Consider the following 17,783-nt stretch of genomic DNA (forward strand, 5'->3'; position numbering starts at 1 on the left):
GGTCGTAATTATTTTGAATACTTCATAGATTTCAAGGACATCTATACACTTTAATATTAATATAAGGAGGTTGCCGAAAATATATGAATATCAAATCTAAATTGATGACAAGTTATTTATTGTTAATTGTGTTTTCAGTATGTATTTTAGGTTTTTTAATCGCTACCAAATCACGAACCGCAGTTTTTAATGAAATAACAGAAAAAAGTGAACGTGTATCAGAACTAATTAATACCACTGTTAGTGTCAGAAATAATTTACTCTTAGAAAAAGTACATTGTGAGCTATATTATGTAGAAAAGCTAATACTTAATTCAGGTGAAATAATAATAGATGATAAGAAACAAATTCAAGTAGGAAACTTTATTTTACCTTCAATGTATATTGGCGATAATAAATTACCGCTGCCTTCAGCTTTGACTGATGATATAAAACAATCAACTGGGGCAATTACCTCCATATTTTTATTAAAAGACGATAAACTGATAAGGGTTTCTACAAATGTTACTACTAAAGATAATAAAAGCGCTATAGGAACTTTCATAAGTAGCAGCTCCCCTGTTTATAGAAAAATAGTAAATGCTGAATCCTATTATGATAGCAATTTAGTTGAAGGAAATTGGCTTATAACAGGGTATAAGCCCCTACTAGATAAAAACCAAAAAGTTATAGGTGCAATTGCCTTAGGATATAAAACTTTAAATGAGTATTTAGAAAAGACGCTGAGTGACATTAAGATAGGTCAAACTGGTTATGTTTATATAATGAATTCAAAAGGAGATGTTCTTGTTCATCCAAATATAAAAGGACAAAATATTGGCAATTATGATTTTTCCAAAAAAATGTTTAAAAGCAACAATGGAGTAATTGAATATAAATTTAATGACATCTCAAAATTAGCTGCATATAAATACTTTCAACCTTGGGATTGGTACATTGTTACTACTGCTAATTATGATGATTTAAAATCCTCATCTAAATCAATTTTGAATATGACATTAATTACGGTGATACTAATTTTACTAACAGCTTCAATTTTAGCTTTATTCTTAGCTAATACTTTGCTTAAACCTATAAACAAGTTAAAACACTGTATGGAGATTGCCAGTAGTGGGGATTTAACAGTACGTTGTGATATAAAAAGCAAAGATGAAATTGGAATACTATCAAATAGCTTCAATCACATGATAAAGGAAAATAAAAGATTATTAGAAGAAAAAGATCACTACGATAAATTAAAAACTGAATTCATTGCGAATATGTCCCATGAATTAAGAACACCTTTAAATATAATCTTTTCAGCAGTCCAACTTTCTTCTCTTTATATGAACAATAATCCCGAAGGATTTGCTAATACAAAGATGAAGCAACACATAACTATTATTAAACAAAATTGTTATAGGCTGCTTAGATTAGTAAACAACATAATTGATATTACAAAGATAGATTCTGGATTCATGGAGTCAAATTTGCAAAATGCTAATATTGTAGAGGTAATTGAAAATATAACTTTATCAACTGCCGAATATGTGGAAAGTAAATCTAGAAACCTTATATTTGATACAGATATAGAGGAAAAGATTATGAATTTTGATCTAGAAAAAATGGAGCGAATTATGCTTAATCTTATTTCTAATGCAACTAAATTCACAAAACCTGGTGATACAATAGAAGTTAATATTTATGACAAAGAAGAATTTATACTTATTTCTGTAAAAGATAATGGAATAGGAATCTCTCAAGATAACCTGAAACAGATTTTTGAAAGATTTAAACAAGTAGGTCCTTTATTAAGTAGAACCCACGAGGGAAGCGGCATAGGGCTATCAATGGTAAAATCATTGGTGGAGATGCATGATGGAACAATTTCTGTGAACAGCAAATATGGGGAAGGAACAGAATTTATTATAGAGCTTCCTGTTAAAACAATCTTAGAAGAAGATATATCCGAACCACTAAATAAATTACCTCACCAGATAAATGTAGAAAAAATACAAATTGAATTTTCTGATATATATAACTAATATGTTAAAAAAAGCCGCCATTTCTGGCGGTTTATTTCTTATAATAAATACTATTTTATAAACTTATCTATTAATTCAACTAAAGTTCCTACCTCTGGCTTACTTAATTGGGCATCTGCTCCTACAGATTTTCCTTTATGGGCTAACTCATTTGTAATTAGAGAAGAAAATATTATCACTGGAAGTTCCCTTAATATATTATCTTCCTTGATTCTTCGTGTAAGGGTATGTCCATCCATTTTAGGCATTTCTATATCTGTTATAACAAGCTGGACCTCTTTTATAAAATCTTCTCCCTTTTCTCTTACTAATTTCTTCAAGTAATCTAAAGCTTGTTCTCCTTCATCAAAAGACTTCAAATTAGTAAAGCCGGCTTTAGTTAAAGTCTCTTTTAAGAGTCTTCTTATTAGAGGAGAATCATCTACCAACATAAGTTTAATATCTGATCTATCCCTATATTCAACATCTATAATTTTATCCTCACTTATTCCTGATTCAGGGTTTATATCTGTAACAATTTTTTCAAAGTCTAATAAGAAAATTATTTTATTGTTTAATATTATGTTTCCTATAATTAAAGGGTTACTCGCAATATCTTCAGGTTTACTTATATTATTCCACCCTATTCTATGTATACCAACTATGCTATCAATATTAAATGCAACTTTAGTTTTATTAAATTCACATAGTATTACTTTATTTTTCTTATTTACTACGTTTTGTCCATCTAAAACATATTTTAAATTTACTAAAGTTATTATTTCATTTCTGCACAGAATTAGTCCCGCTACTGCTGGATGAGATTGAGGAATTTCAGTTAACTCTTCCATTTCTAGTACTTCTTTAACCTTTATTACATTAATTCCATAGTGTTTATTATTCACTATAAATTCTAGAATCTCTACTTCACCAGTGCCGCTTTCGAGTAATATGCCACTTCCCATAATCAAATCTCCTTTTATAAATAATATATTTCTCATAAATATACAGGCAATTAAATTTATCTTAATATATATTATATTTCAAATTGCGATTTTTTTCTATGTTTTTCTATTTATGTTATCGACTAACCAAGGTTTATCTTTACAGCAATCCTAAATTAAAAACCACCATCCATTACTGGAAGGTGGTTCATATAAATTATCTATCTTCATTTGCCACTTGCCATGTGGGTGGCACTTATTTCTTATTTTGTTTTATATTTATTAGCAGATTTCTTTTTTAATTTCTCACCTAAAGTTAAACTTATGAATCTATTTATCAGCTCTTCTTTTGTTGCTTTAGGGTCTACAAATATATCATACTTCTTACATAACTTTCCAATGTCGGATTTACTTATATTATTATCCTTCATAAATGCATTTGCAGATTTAACACTATCCATAACAATTATTCTTTTATATATTTCATCACTAGTCATAATTTACCTCCATTATTTGTTTTTCTCAAGTATAATTATATGTATTAATAATAAAATAACAAGTATTTAGTTATCTATTCAACATGTTTTATATTTTAAGCATTAAAAAACACCGTCCATTACTGGAAGGTGTTTAAGCCAACCTGAGTTGTTCTAGAAGATACTCAATTCTAGAGCATGAGATAAGAATTCCATGGCTTTTATGCCACAGTAACTATTTCCCTTTGCATCAAGGGCAGGAGAATAGACACCTATACCCATACGATTGGGGACTGCTCCCATAATTCCTCCGCCCACTCCGCTTTTGCTAGGAATACCTACACAAATAGCAAACTCTCCCGAGGCATCATACATACCGCAAGTAGTCATAAGTGAGCGAATTACTTTAACCTGAAAGGGTTCAATAATCATTTTGCCTGTTCTCGGTGATATGCCGTTGTTAGCTAGAATTGCACCAAAGTAACTGATTTCCTCACATGTTACCCTAAGAGAACAAGCTTTGAAATAAACCTCCAGATGTTCTTCAACATTCCCCAAAAGTACTTTACCATCATTCATCATATAAGCAAGAGCTCGGTTACGGCCACCAGTTTTGCTTTCTGAATAAAAAACATGTTCATCATAGGTTAATTCTTGGTTTCCCAGTAGTAATCTTGCATTATACAATATTTTTTCAAACCTTTCTCCTGGACTTTTACCAGGAATACAAGATGTAACAGAAATAGCTCCAGCATTGATCATTGGATTAAATGGCTTATAACTATGCATTGTTTCCAGCCGTACAATGGAGTTAAATGAATCTCCGGTGGGTTCCATACCAACCCGACTAAATACCTCCTCAAAACCTACGGATTTTAAGGCAGTAGCAAGTATAATAATCTTAGCAATACTTTGAATAGTAAAATGAATTTTGCTATCTCCAATGCAATGAGTATAACCACCTAAATCGGTAATACATATAGACAAATGATTGGGATCAGCTTTAGCTAACTCCGGAATATAATCTGCAACCTTACCTTGTCCCATCCATTGCTTTGCATAAGTATAAGCTTCCTGAAGAACCTTTTTCATATTTTGTCCCTCCAAAAGTATCATTATTTGTAGAAAATCCCACCTCCCTCTATTAGAGAAAGACGGGAAAAGTCAGTTAATTTACCTTACATTTTTTCGCTTAGCATACGCTTCGCCATTCCTGCCATCATGTAAATAGCCATCCAACATGCTCCATGACTTGATACATTATGAAGGTCATCTGGTGGATAAACTTCCATAAAGTCAAAGCCCTTAGCTCCGCCAAGTCCACACTGATAGAGCATTTCTGCAAGTTCAAAGCTGGTTAAGCCACACAAATCTGCTGGACCTCCAGGATTAAATGCAATATCAAGAGCATCACTACATACGCTGACATAGATTGCGCTGGTTCCTTTTGATGCAATTTCAATAGCTTTCTTAACGGAAGCATCAACACCATTCTTTTTCACATCAAAGCTAGTGATAACTGATGCGCCATATTTTTTAGCTTCTTTTATAGCATTAAAATTATTACGTGGTCCTCGAATGCCCACACTAACAAGGTTTTTAGGATCAAATGCTTCCATGTCATACAATCTATGGAAAGGGCTGCAACGAGCAATTGATATAATTAACTGCTTTGACGACGATCATACCGAATTGACGCTGACTCAAATAAGTCAAATTTTAGATTTAAATAAAAGCACCGTACATGGAATTCTCCACACTCTGTATGACAATGGATACATCTTTCAAAATAACGAGGGTCGATATTTACTAGGCCAAGCTTTGCTAAGCAAATCTAGATATTCTCATAGTACTAATAAGACATTACTTACTGTAACTGCTAAACCTTATATGATTCAACTTAGTAATAAACATAAAGTAACCTCTAACCTATTCATCATGGTTCAAGAAAAACTTATGCTTCTGCATCAAATGCTGCCATCTAACTCCATATATAATATTAGTCATGTTTCAGATAACGATCCAATGTATTGTACTGCATCTGGTAAGCTGACACTTGCAAACATGACTGAAGACGCACTAAAAGCCTATCTTAAGAGTATTGAGCTGACACCATCCTCGCCTTTTACAATTACAACACAAGAAGCTCTTTTAAAAAGCCTTGAAGAAATTAAAAGACTGGGCTACTCTTATGAAAATCAGGAGCTAGGTGAAGGTGTTTCCGCTATTTCAGTTCCTATATATAATAAGAGCGGAACATTATTTGGTGCAATTAGCGCTTGTGGCATATCATCTTATATAGTGAGAATTCATGATGCTATAGTTACTGATTTTAAATGTGCAAGTAAACGTATTACCAAGGAAATGTTTTAACTATAGTGAAGAAATTAATATTAAGCCAATTTCTCCACTATAATTAAAAAATTAGAGGACGGTTAACAACTATTCATGCTCTTTATGCAGAAGTTGTTAATCGTCCTCTATCACGTGCATACACTATTATAAATAGGAATATTGTATATTATTATATTCTAATCCTACAAACGTACAATTTAACATCAAATTTATAGGAGGAAATTTTATGGTGTTATTTTTAACATTATTAGGGGGAATCTGTTGGACAATAGTTTATATTGAATTAATTCGTTTAGGTTTTAAGGATAAAACCTATGGAATGCCATTTATTGCATTGGCCCTTAATATTGCCTGGGAAACAATTTATTCTTATATTAGTATAAAAGATAATCCTACAAGTGTTCAAAGCTGGATTATCTTAATTTGGTTCCTTTTAGATGCTTTAATTGTTTATACTTACTTAAGATATGGGAAAAAGTATTTTCCAAAACGCCTAGGTGAAAAATACTTTATGCTTTGGAATGGACTTATATTTTTAATGTCTTTTGTTATTCAATACTATTTTATTGTGGAATTTGGAGATTTAGGCGGATGGTACTCAGCATTTTTTCAAAACCTTATAATGTCTATATTATTTATTAATATGATTGTTCGTAGAATGAATACAGAAGGTCAAAATCTAACTATTGCTATTAATAAATGGATTGGTACTTTAGCACCTACTATTTTATTTGGTTTAATTTATGAAAACAAATTAGTCCTAGTTCTTGGAATATTCTGTTCAGTATTTGATATTATATATATATCACTTTTGAATAATGCTAAAAAAACATCTTTTAGCAGATCAAAAACATTTAAAGCTTGATTTATTTATAATTGCAACTATTTCTTCTTCATATTTATTAGTGTTCTTATGTACTCCATTTGTATTTAAGCTATGATATATATTTACACAATTATTTTATTAAATTCTTTGAATAAAAAAGAGGCCTGAGGGCCTCTAGATTGTTGAATAGGAGCTGTCTCAAAGTAAAATTTGAGATAGCTCCTTCTTAGATAGTGATTTTCTTTTTATTGTCTACTCTTTAGAGTAGAGTTCATTTGCGGTTAGCCATAACTACTGAAGTATTATTTTTGTATTTTTACTATAGTTTGTCCAACTACTAAATAATCATTAATATAACAGCGGAACTCAACTATCATGTCAGACGGAGTCCAAGAAAAATCTGAACGTTCAAACTTAAACTGACCAAGCTTTGCTTGATTATAATATCCGTTGTTGCTTGTAAGTGCCTTTACACCGTTAAGTGTTGCCGTATTAAGATCAAAACCTTGTGCTCCGTATTCAACCGGCATGTCAGCACGAACAGTAAATATGCCCTTATTACCTTTAATAACTTTAGGTGTTACTTCGATATTAGCTGGTATATAAACTACAAACTGTTTTTCAATGGTAGTGGTAAAGCCAGCAGCATCAGTTACAGTAACAGTAACGTTGTAAATGCCTGGCTTATCAAGTTGTATGCTGGCATTATTTTCTACAACCTTTCCAGTTGGTTCATTTGGGCTAAAAACTACCATCTTTTCATCAACAATACCTGAAAGATTATCTTTTGCCATGTATGCTAACTGAAGTGTAGTACCAAGTTTATATTCTTTATCCAAATCCATTGTGATAACTGGAGCTGTTTTATCTATCTTCACTTCTACTGTATTTGATTCTTCAATGTTGCCAGCAGCATCAGTTGAGTAGAAACTAATTTTATGAATACCTTCACCTTTTACTGTGAAAGATGTACCTTCTAACCAATTAGAACCATCGATAGAATAGAATGTTTTAGCAATACCACTTTGATTATCTGCTGCAAATAAATTCACTGTTACATCTTCCTTAGACCAATTCTCTAGTATATTAGTGGTAGTAACTGGAGCTGTTTTATCTATCTTAACATAGATTATTTTCACTACTTCCTTGTTTCCTACTTTATCAACAGAATAGAAGGAGATTTTGTTCACGCCTTCTTTATCTACTGAAAAAGAAGTCCCTTCTATAAAATCACTATCATTTATAGAGTAATAAGTATTTGCAACACCTGTCTCGTTATCTGTTGCAGATAAATTAACAACTAAAGGACTCTGATTCATCCAATTAATTGGTGCATTAGCAGTTGTTACTGGTGCTTCAGTATCAACAATTAGTTTTGCTATAACAATATTGGATGGTTGCGATTCACCAAAGGAGTTACTAAATGAAGTAACGTAGTATTGATGATCTTCATAAGACAGATTATCAACTTGGTAAGAAAGATTATTTAAGTTTTCTGTCAATAGTACTGGTTTACCATCGATAATCTCGTAAACATTATAACCATTAGCATAGGTTATAAAATTCCAAGAAATTGAAGCACTTGTTGGGCCGAGAAGCTTTAAAGTTGCTGTCGGAGACTGCATATCCGGATAGATAATTACCTCAGTTATTCTATTAGACGGAGCAGATTCTCCAAAACGTGTATTATACGCAGTTACTTCATAGTTATGAGTACCTTCTGACAGATTAAAAATTTTATAACTTAAGGCTGTTCCTTTATAAAGCAATTGTCGAGTGTCGCCAGTTACTTCATAAACACGATATTCGTTGGCCCAATTAGATGTCTGCCAAGATAGAGTAATATTATTAACATTATAAATAGTATCTGTAAGAACAGGTGGCTGTACCACTGGCCAAATTAACTCAAAGTTTGTGATACTTCCAGTAGAAGATTCACCAAATCGAGCGCTATAAGAATAAACCTCATAAGTATAGTCTCCAGCAGGCATATTTGTAAATGCCACAGACGTACTAGTCACTGTTTTTACTAAATTCTTTTCTCCGTTATTAATCTGATATACATTATAGGATGTTGCATAGGTTACAGCATTCCATTTAAGGGTTATATTATTTCCACTTGTAATACTATAAGTTAAGTCTGTTGGCGGAGTCATCATCTGCTGCTCTAAAGTCAGTGGAATTTGACTTCCTGGTTGTGATTCTCCAAAAATAGTGCTTACTGAGTGAACAACATAAGTATGATCACCAGCTGCTACATTTGATAACCTTGCGGATGTTGAGGAAACGGTAGTTTTCAACACTTCTTGTCCATCAACTAACTCATAAACTTTATAACTAGTAGCATAGGTAACTGCTCCCCAAGTAAGCACTACATCATTGCCATTTTGAATACTATACGCAGCATTACTAGGGTTTTCCATAGTTGGAACAACTAAAGATAAAGTAACTTCTGCTCCACTTGGAGATTCTCCAAAAATATTAGATACGGAGGTAACTACATAACGATAATCTCCAGATGGTATATTAGTAAAAGTTACATATGTACTAGTTACTGTCTTTTGTAATACATTTTCTCCATCAATCACTTGATAGATTTTGTAACTAGTTGCATAAGTTGGTGCTGTCCATTTTAAAGTTATATTATTTCCATTTGTAATACTATAGGTAAGATTTATCGGTGCTTCCATAACATGTTGATCTAAAGTCAAAGAGATTTGACTTCCTTCCTGCGATTCACCAAAACGAGTGCTTATTGAATGAACAACATAAGTGTGGCTACCAGCAGCTACATTTAGTATTGTTGCAGTTAAAGAAGTAACTGTACTTTTCAACACTTCTTGTCCATCAACTAGTTCATAAACTTTATAACTATTAGCATAGGTGACTGCTTCCCAACTTAATACTACACTGTTACCATTTTGAATTTTGTATGTTAAGTTATTTGGAGCTGCCATTGTTGGATTGATTAATGATAAAGTGACTTCTGCTCCACTTGGAGATTCCCCTAAAAGCGTAGACACCGAAGTAACAATATATTTATAATCACCAGTTGGCATATTAGTAAAGGATGCAGATGTAGTAGTTACCGTTTTTTGCAGTATATTTTCACCATTAATTACTTGATAAATTTTATAGCTTGTTGCATAGGGCGCTGCTGTCCACTTCAATGTAACATCATTACCATTTGCAATGCTGTAGGTTAGATTCGTTGGTGCTTCCATTGTTTGTCCATTTAAAGTCATTGTTAAAGTACTTCCCTCTACAGACTCTCCAAACCTAGTAGAATAGGAATGAACTTCAAAGGTGTAGTCTCCCGGTGTCATTTTAGTATAAGTAATAGTTGTTCCAGTCACTGTACTTTTTAAAACCTTTTGTCCGTTAACGATTTGATAAACTTTATAGCTTGTTGCATAGGAAGCTGCTTCCCAGCTCAAAGTAAAATCTGTTGCATTCTTAATTGTTTGTACTACATTTGCTGGTGGCTGCATACTTGGAAAGACCAATTTGAATAAAAGCTGGCTTCCTTCAGCTGACTCCCCAAAGCTAGTTGAATAAGAATGAACTTCATAGCTGTAATCGGCAGCAGGCATATTAGCATATGTGACAGTTGTTCCAGTTACCGTACTTTTTAAAACTCTTTGTCCGTTAGTAATTTGGTAGATTTTATAACTTATGGCATTTGGTACAGCTCCCCAAGACAAAACTATATCATTACCATTATTAATCTTATAAGCTAGATTAGCCGGTGGAGCCATTGTCACATCACCTAAAGCAGCAGAAACTTGGCTTCCTTCTGGAGATTCGCCAAAACGATCACTATAAGAATGAACTTCATAATGATAACTACCATTTGACATATTAGCATAGGTAACAGTTGTTCCGGTTATCGTACTTCTTAATACTTTTTGTCCGTTAATAACTTCATAAACATTATATGCAGTTGCATAAGTGGCAGCTGTCCATTTTAAAGTAATATCAGTGCCATTAGTTAGAGTATACGTCAAGTTTGCTGGTGGTAACATTGTTTGTGAATTTAAAGCCACAGAAATTTGACTTCCTTCTATTGATTCACCAAATCGAGTACTCACTGAGCGAACAACATATGTATGATTACCGGCCTGTACATTAGATAAAGTTGTACTAGAAGAAGAAACCGTAGTTTTCATTACTTGTTCACCATTAATTAACTCGTAAATATTGTAACTATTAGCGTAAGTAACCGCTCCCCAAGTTAATACCACATCATTGCCATTTTGAATCTTATACGTAAGATTGCTTGGAGCTATCATTGTTGGAAAAACCACATCAACTTTTACAGTAGATGAGATTAGTGATTCACCATACAAAGAATTAACAGCAGAAACTGCGTAGGTATGAGTTCCAGCAGGTGTATTAGTAATAGTATACGTACGTCCTGTTACTGAATCTACCAATGCCTTTTGGCCATCCGCCGTAATTTCATAGATATTATATGTTTGTGCATATGTGGCTGCAGACCAATTCAATACAATATCATTACCGTTTTTAATCGTATTAGTCAATGTTGCTGGTGACGACATATCAGGATAAACGATATCAACAGAAATTGGAGCACAAGGCCCTGATTCACCCTCTGCACTTAGTGTTGATACCACATAGGTGTATGAACCTTCTTCAAGATTACTAAAAGTATAAGTAGTAGATGCTGCCTTTCCAAGGAATTTCAGTTGCCCATCCGTAATTCTATACACGTTATATCCGCTAGCGCCGTATACAGAACTCCAAGTGAGCTTTACATCATCTGGTGTTGTAAGTTGAAATGCCAGATTGCTTGGAGGCAATATATTGCTGTTTATTGTTGATGCCAATGCGTTTACTGAAGGAAACATGACTTGGAATCCAAACAACAGCAATAATAGAACTGAGAATTTGACACGAAAATGCCTTTTCATAATGTGACCCTACCTTTCTTTGCGAAAAAGGGACCTAAAACAAGGACCATAGATAAAACTATGATTCCCCGTGGCAACCGGCTACCATCCACATAAATTTTCATTATTGTGGGTCAGGCCCTTGGCTTTGCGTCTCATGGTTTCCCATGGTTTGCCTTTTTCACTTGTTTAATAATTCTTTTATCGATACGTAAATCAAATAGTTTATATATAGACTATATAATTATGTATTCTTCTACATAAATAAATAGCTATAAACTATTATATAGATAATTTTATATTTACATATCTTTATGAAAAACTTCTTATTTATTCCGTTTATATGAATACATTTGTTTAACCCCGTGTGAAAATAATACGAACAGTATCAACCTTGGAAACGAGATAAAAATTTATGATACGGATATGAGTATAAAACTTGTAAAACAGGTTTGTAAAAGCCAAATCAGTTAACTATCCCCTATTACTATTAATATTTATGTGATATTATTAATTGATTTAATGAAGAATAAATATAAATTAAGTAATGAAAGGTTTGAAGAATAATGAATTTTAAAGAATTAGGAATTAGTCAAGATATAATAAATGTATTAAATCATACAGGTATTACTGAGCCAACAGCAATTCAAAAAGAAAGTATTAAATTTATTAAAGAAGGAAGAGACGTTATAGCAGAAGCACAAACTGGTACAGGAAAAACCTTTGCCTTTTTAATTCCTATTTTTGAAAATATATCACCTGATGTAAATGCAATTCAGGCATTAATTATATCTCCTACAAGAGAACTTGCTATTCAAATAACTGAAGAAGCTATGAAGTTTAAAGCTGCTAAAGACATAAATATTTTAGCAGCCTATGGTGGTAAAGACATTGGCTCTCAATTAAAGAAGCTCAATAAAAATATTCATTTAATAATTGCAACTCCTGGAAGGTTGTTAGACCATCTCCAAAGAAAAACAGTAGATCTTAGCAAACTAAAAACATTAGTATTAGATGAAGCAGATCAAATGCTGCTTATGGGATTTAAAAATGATGTTGAAGCTATTATAAAAGAAACAAATAAAAAACGTCAGACTTTATGTTTCTCAGCAACTATGAATTCTGAAGTTAAAAAACTAGCCTATAGATATATGAATGACCCTTTAATGGTTGCAGTTAAAAAAGAAGAGGTTACACTTATTAATATTAAACAAGAAGTGGTAGAAACTACAGATAGAAAAAAACAAGATTCTTTATGTAAAGTTTTAGATGAAGATAATCCATTTATGGCTATAATATTTTGCAGAACTAAGAGAAGAGTAGATGATCTTGAAATGGCATTACATAGACGTGGATACAACTGTACAAAGTTGCATAGCGATATACTTCAATCAAAACGTGAAAGAATAATAAAATCCTTTAGAAATGCAGATGTTCAGTATTTAATAGCTACAGATGTGGCAGCTAGAGGATTAGATATAAGCGGGGTTAGCCATATATATAATTATGATATCCCAGAAAATGCAGAGTCTTATATACATCGTATGGGCAGAACAGGAAGAGCCGGTGAAGAGGGTTATACTTGCCTATTTATAGATCCCAAAGATAAAAGAGCTCTGGAGGAAATAGAAAAATCCATAAAGTTTGATATACCAAGAAGAGAATTAGATATATAATGTTTTAAGCATATCTATTCTTTTAACATTACGTGTATATGCTCTTATTGATATGAAGATTGTATACTTTTCTCTAGTTACATGTAATAAAACTCCCTATAATTTTTCAAATCATAGGGAGTTTAAAAATATTTTAATTCACTTTTTTAACCGCATTTTATATTCATTAACCGAATCAGCTTTTACTATATATCAATAGATGCTTCTGCGTGAGATATTGAACTTTTACCCTTTCCTTCTTGATTTTCAACATTATTATTTTCTTTATTCCAGCACTCAACGTTTACTAATCCATCAATATTTTCTGCATAGAACACTGGATCTTTGCCTTCCCTTTTTTGCGCTATATAATCTTGAGCTACTTTTGAAACTATCTTACTTAATTTAAATATAACAACAATATTAAGAAGTGCCATTAATCCCATAAATAAATCTGCTAAATTCCATACAAAATCTAATGATGACATGGAACCTACAAACACCATAGCTAGTACAGCAAATCTAAATACATTGAGCACTGTTTTACTGCCTTTCATAAACTCAATATTTGATTCACCATAATAATAGTTTCCAAGTATAGAACTAAATGCAAACATGAAAATACATACTGCTATAAATATATTACCCCAATTACCTACTTGAGAAGTTAATGCTGTTTGTGTTAACTGTATTCCTGTTAACCCTTCCTGCTGATTTGTACCAGAAACTAATATAATAAATGCTGTTGCACTACATATTACTATAGTATCAAGGAAAACTCCAAATACTTGCATAATAGCTTGTTTAACTGGATGAGTTACTTCTGCTGTAGCCGCTGCGTTTGGTGCACTTCCCATACCTGCTTCATTTGAGAATAATCCTCTTTTAATTCCCATCATAACAGCAGCACCAATTCCACCACCTGTAAATTGCTTTATACCAAAAGCTCCTTCAAAAATCATTGCAAATATATGTGGTATTTCACCTATATTCTTTAAAATTACAAACAATGCAACTAATACATATCCTAAAGCCATAACTGGAACTATAACTTCTGCAACTTGAGCTATTCTCTTAACTCCACCAAATATAACCATAGCAGTAAGCACTATAAGAACTATAGCTCCATAAAGTCTTTTAATACCAAAAGCACCTTCAAATGCAAATGTTATCGTATTTGCTTGAACTGAATTAAATACAAGTCCAAAGGATATAGTTATAAGTATTGAAAATATAATTCCTAGCTTTCTATTTCCAAGAGCTTTTTCCATATAATATGCAGGACCACCTCTATATCCATTTTTATCCTTTACCTTATATACCTGTGCTAATGTGTTTTCAACAAAACTTGATCCTGCTCCCAAAAGAGCTATAACCCACATCCAGAAAAGTGCCCCTGGCCCTCCAACTGAAACTGCAATGGCAACCCCTGCAAGATTTCCGGTACCAACATGAGAAGCAACACTTATACAAAACGCTTGGAATGAAGAAACTCCTTTACCATCCTTAGGCTTTTTACCACCTAAAAGATTAAATGTCTGAAAGAAAAATTTGAACTGAGGACCCTTAAGATAAATAGTAAAATAAAGTCCTACCGCTATAAGTAAAATTATGAGTACATAGGACCAAAGTATAGTATTACTTGCTGACACAAAAGAATTTAAAAGATTTACCATTTGTACACTCTCCTCTTAATAATTTTATTTTTAAATTTAAAAGATTTATCATTATTGACATATCAAACTAAATATTCTATTGTAAAAATTAGAAAATGCTTAGATTTAGTTCTCTAGAAAGACCTTCCATTACCTTCACTCCACCAATGCTGTTTCCATGCTTATCAAGTGCTGGTCCTACAACTGCTATTCCCATACGATTTGGAACAACTGCCATGATACATCCACCTACTCCGCTTTTAGCAGGAACACCAACATTAACAGAAAATGTTCCAGATGTATCATATAATCCACAGGTTGTCATAATAGCCTTTACTATTCTATTAACCTCCTCTGGAATCAACCTTTCGTTCGACCATGGTGCTACACCATTATTTGCAATTACAGAAGCCACTTTGGCTATATCTTCAACAAGCACCTCTATTGAACAGGATTTGAAATATGTATCTAATATATCCTCTACATCCTTTTCAATTATGTTAGCTCCTTTAAGATAATAAGCTATCGCTCTGTTCGTATTTCCAGTTAATTTTTCTGAGTTATAAACTGAATAGTTTACATCAATGTCGTCATTATTGGATAATTTCTTTATCATATTGTGGATTCTACTAAACTTTTCTATGCCGTTATCCCCTGACACAAGAGACGTACAAACTATTGCCCCTGCATTTATAAATGGATTTAAAGGCTTGTGATTTTCCTGTATTTCTAACTTTAGCAATGAATTAAATGGATCTGCTGAAGGCTCATTGCCTACCTTAGAAAAAACCGCTTCCTTCCCATTATCTATAAGGGCGCATATAAGGGTTACTACTTTTGACACACTTTGAATAGTAAACTTTGTTTCGTAGTCACCTTCTAAAATTGAATTACAGCTTGTATCGAAAATGCATGCTCCGAGAGCATCTCTATTTCCCTTTGCAAGTTCAGGAATATACGTTGCTACTTGTCCAAATTTTGTAATATCCCTATTGTTTTCGATTACATTTTTTAAAATCGTTTTCACTAATAATTACCTCCTTCGCAATTTCTGAACACTAATATATATAGCAAAATGCATGCCAATCAATAAATACAATCAAATTTTAAAAAATAGCTACTTTTCTGTATATTGATGCTGGAAATGTTAGAAATCGCACATTTAAAATGCTCGATATCGAACAACTTGCGCGATATCGAGCATTTTTTATATAAAACTAAATCTTTCACTAATTTATAAAAACCGCATTGAATTATTTCTTCATCTTCTTCCTCAAATTCTATATTTATTTTATAAGTTACTTGTTCTTGCATTTCACTAGAGGAAGATTTTCTGCATCTATAAAACTTACATTATTTAAAATTACAATTCTCTCTATAATAAAATATTATTATAACTATAACTAATAAGGGATTGTCTCTCAATGTATATCTATTCATTGTAAGACAACCCCTTTCGTTATAGAAACTATTAATAAAATTTAAATCTAATCTCTATCTTTGACTAACCCATCAATATTCTCTATGCAGAATGCTGAATCTTTTCTCTATCTTTACTCCAACATTCAACATTTACTAACCCATCAACATTTTCTACATAAAATACTGGATCCTTACCTTCTCTCTTTTGTGCTGCATAATCTTGAATTACCTTTAAAACTATCTTGCTTAATTTAAATATAACTACAATATTAAGAAGTGCCATTAATCCCATAAATAAATCTGCTAAATTCCATACCATATCTAATGAAGCCATAGAACCTATAAATACCATACCAATTACGGCAAATCTAAATATACTAAGTACTGTTTTACTTCCATTCATAAATTCTATATTTGATTCACCATAATAATAGTTTCCAATTATGGAACTAAATGCAAACATAAAAGTACATGCTGCTATAAATATGTTTCCCCAAGCACCTACCTCTGAACTTAAAGCTGTTTGTGTTAATTGAATTCCTGTTAATCCTTCTTGTTGATTTGCACCAGAAACTAATATAATAAATGCCGTTGCACTGCATATTACTATCGTATTAAGAAAAACTCCAAATACTTGCATAATTGCTTGGTTAACTGGATGAGTTACCTCTGCTGCAGCTGCTGCATTTGGTGCACTTCCCATACCTGCTTCATTTGCAAATAATCCCCTTTTAATTCCCATCATAATAGCTGCACCAATTCCACCGCCTGTAAATTGCTTTAATCCAAAAGCACCTTCAAAAATCATTGTAAATACGTGTGGAAGCTGACTTATATTTTTAAAAACTACAAATAATGCAACTAATACATAAGCTACAGCCATAACTGGCACTATAACTTCTGCTACCTGTGCTATTCTCTTAACTCCACCAAATATAACCGTAGAAGTAAGTGCTATAATAATTATAGCTCCATAAAGCCTGCTAAGACCAAAAGCTTCTTCAAACGCAAAAGTTATAGTATTTGCCTGAACTGAATTAAATACAAGTCCAAAGGATATAGTTATAAGTACTGAGAATATAATTCCTAACTTTCTCTTGCCAAGAGCCTTCTCCATATAATATGCAGGACCACCTCTATAGCCATTTTTGTCCTTTACTTTATATACCTGTGCTAATGTGTTTTCAACAAAACTTGAACCTGCTCCTAAAAGAGTTATAAGCCACATCCAGAAAACGGCCCCTGGACCTCCAACTGAAACTGCAATGGCAACCCCTGCAAGATTTCCAGTACCAACGCTAGAAGCAACACTTATACAAAATGCCTGGAATGAAGAAACTCCTTTACCATCCTTAGGTTTCCCACCACCTAGAAGCTTAAATGTTTGACCGAAAAATTTGAATTGCGCTCCCTTAAGATAAACAGTGAAATAAATCCCCACTGCTATAAGTAAAACTATAAGCACATAAGACCAAAGTATAGTATTACTTGCTGATATAAAAGAATTTAAAAGTTTTAACATTATTATACTCTC

Annotated in this window: 12 protein-coding genes, 1 pseudogene and 1 riboswitch; of the genes and pseudogenes, 5 read left to right on the forward strand and 8 right to left on the reverse strand. The window is 32.5% G+C overall.

The features are described from left to right. The first annotated feature begins 83 nt into the window (after positions 1–83). Positions 84–2,024 (forward strand): Cache 3/Cache 2 fusion domain-containing protein, encoded by a 1,941-nt coding sequence (locus tag JOC70_RS15680; RefSeq protein WP_204599842.1) that lies wholly within the window; start codon positions 84–86, stop codon positions 2,022–2,024. 50 nt (positions 2,025–2,074) lie between these two features. Here the strand turns inward: JOC70_RS15680 and JOC70_RS15685 are convergent, their stop codons facing one another. From JOC70_RS15685 to JOC70_RS15700, 4 genes are all read right to left on the reverse strand, one after another. Then, complete coding sequence (locus tag JOC70_RS15685; RefSeq protein WP_204599843.1) at positions 2,075–2,968, reverse strand: chemotaxis protein; 894 nt, start codon at positions 2,966–2,968, stop codon at positions 2,075–2,077. A gap of 242 nt (positions 2,969–3,210) precedes the next feature. After that, positions 3,211–3,444 carry a hypothetical protein gene (locus JOC70_RS15690; RefSeq protein ID WP_204599844.1) on the reverse strand — a complete coding sequence of 78 codons (234 nt, stop codon included), beginning with the start codon at positions 3,442–3,444 and terminating at the stop codon, positions 3,211–3,213. A 153-nt stretch (positions 3,445–3,597) separates the two neighbouring features. Next, on the reverse strand, positions 3,598–4,515 hold the full coding sequence (glsA, locus tag JOC70_RS15695; protein ID WP_204599940.1) for a glutaminase A: 918 nt from the start codon (positions 4,513–4,515) through the stop codon (positions 3,598–3,600). Between the two features lie 86 nt (positions 4,516–4,601). Next, on the reverse strand, positions 4,602–5,087 hold the full coding sequence (locus tag JOC70_RS15700) for an arginase family protein (protein WP_341534917.1): 486 nt from the start codon (positions 5,085–5,087) through the stop codon (positions 4,602–4,604). On the opposite strand from JOC70_RS15700, the pseudogene JOC70_RS19630 reads away from it, so the two are divergent. The 3 genes and pseudogenes from JOC70_RS19630 to JOC70_RS15710 form a co-directional block, all read left to right on the forward strand. After that, positions 5,041–5,199: pseudogene (locus JOC70_RS19630) on the forward strand (helix-turn-helix domain-containing protein); the annotation flags it as partial. The gene JOC70_RS15700 and the pseudogene JOC70_RS19630 overlap by 47 nt on opposite strands. Positions 5,200–5,244: 45 nt before the next feature. After that, complete coding sequence (locus tag JOC70_RS15705) at positions 5,245–5,796, forward strand: IclR family transcriptional regulator (protein ID WP_243429160.1); 552 nt, start codon at positions 5,245–5,247, stop codon at positions 5,794–5,796. Positions 5,797–6,004: 208 nt separating this feature from the next. Then, positions 6,005–6,643 (forward strand): transmembrane-type terpene cyclase, encoded by a 639-nt coding sequence (locus tag JOC70_RS15710; protein WP_204599847.1) that lies wholly within the window; start codon positions 6,005–6,007, stop codon positions 6,641–6,643. Between the two features lie 263 nt (positions 6,644–6,906). Here the strand turns inward: JOC70_RS15710 and JOC70_RS15715 are convergent, their stop codons facing one another. Beyond that, on the reverse strand, positions 6,907–11,112 hold the full coding sequence (locus tag JOC70_RS15715) for an OmpL47-type beta-barrel domain-containing protein (protein ID WP_243429161.1): 4,206 nt from the start codon (positions 11,110–11,112) through the stop codon (positions 6,907–6,909). Positions 11,113–11,607: 495 nt separating this feature from the next. Then, positions 11,608–11,704: riboswitch (cyclic di-GMP riboswitch) on the reverse strand. Positions 11,705–12,083: 379 nt separating this feature from the next. On the opposite strand from JOC70_RS15715, the gene JOC70_RS15720 reads away from it, so the two are divergent. Then, positions 12,084–13,193: a DEAD/DEAH box helicase gene (locus tag JOC70_RS15720; RefSeq protein WP_204599848.1), complete on the forward strand. Its 1,110-nt coding sequence runs from the start codon at positions 12,084–12,086 to the stop codon at positions 13,191–13,193. Positions 13,194–13,378: 185 nt separating this feature from the next. Here the strand turns inward: JOC70_RS15720 and JOC70_RS15725 are convergent, their stop codons facing one another. The 3 genes from JOC70_RS15725 to JOC70_RS15735 all read right to left on the reverse strand — a co-directional run bounded on the left by JOC70_RS15725 (position 13,379) and on the right by JOC70_RS15735 (position 17,771). Continuing rightward, positions 13,379–14,848 (reverse strand): alanine/glycine:cation symporter family protein, encoded by a 1,470-nt coding sequence (locus tag JOC70_RS15725; RefSeq protein ID WP_204599849.1) that lies wholly within the window; start codon positions 14,846–14,848, stop codon positions 13,379–13,381. A gap of 88 nt (positions 14,849–14,936) precedes the next feature. Continuing rightward, on the reverse strand, positions 14,937–15,854 hold the full coding sequence (glsA, locus tag JOC70_RS15730; protein ID WP_204599850.1) for a glutaminase A: 918 nt from the start codon (positions 15,852–15,854) through the stop codon (positions 14,937–14,939). 495 nt (positions 15,855–16,349) lie between these two features. Then, complete coding sequence (locus JOC70_RS15735) at positions 16,350–17,771, reverse strand: alanine/glycine:cation symporter family protein (protein ID WP_204599851.1); 1,422 nt, start codon at positions 17,769–17,771, stop codon at positions 16,350–16,352. Positions 17,772–17,783 lie beyond the last annotated feature (12 nt).

Source organism: Clostridium pascui (assembly GCF_016908015.1).
Classification (GTDB): domain Bacteria; phylum Bacillota; class Clostridia; order Clostridiales; family Clostridiaceae; genus Clostridium_AK; species Clostridium_AK pascui.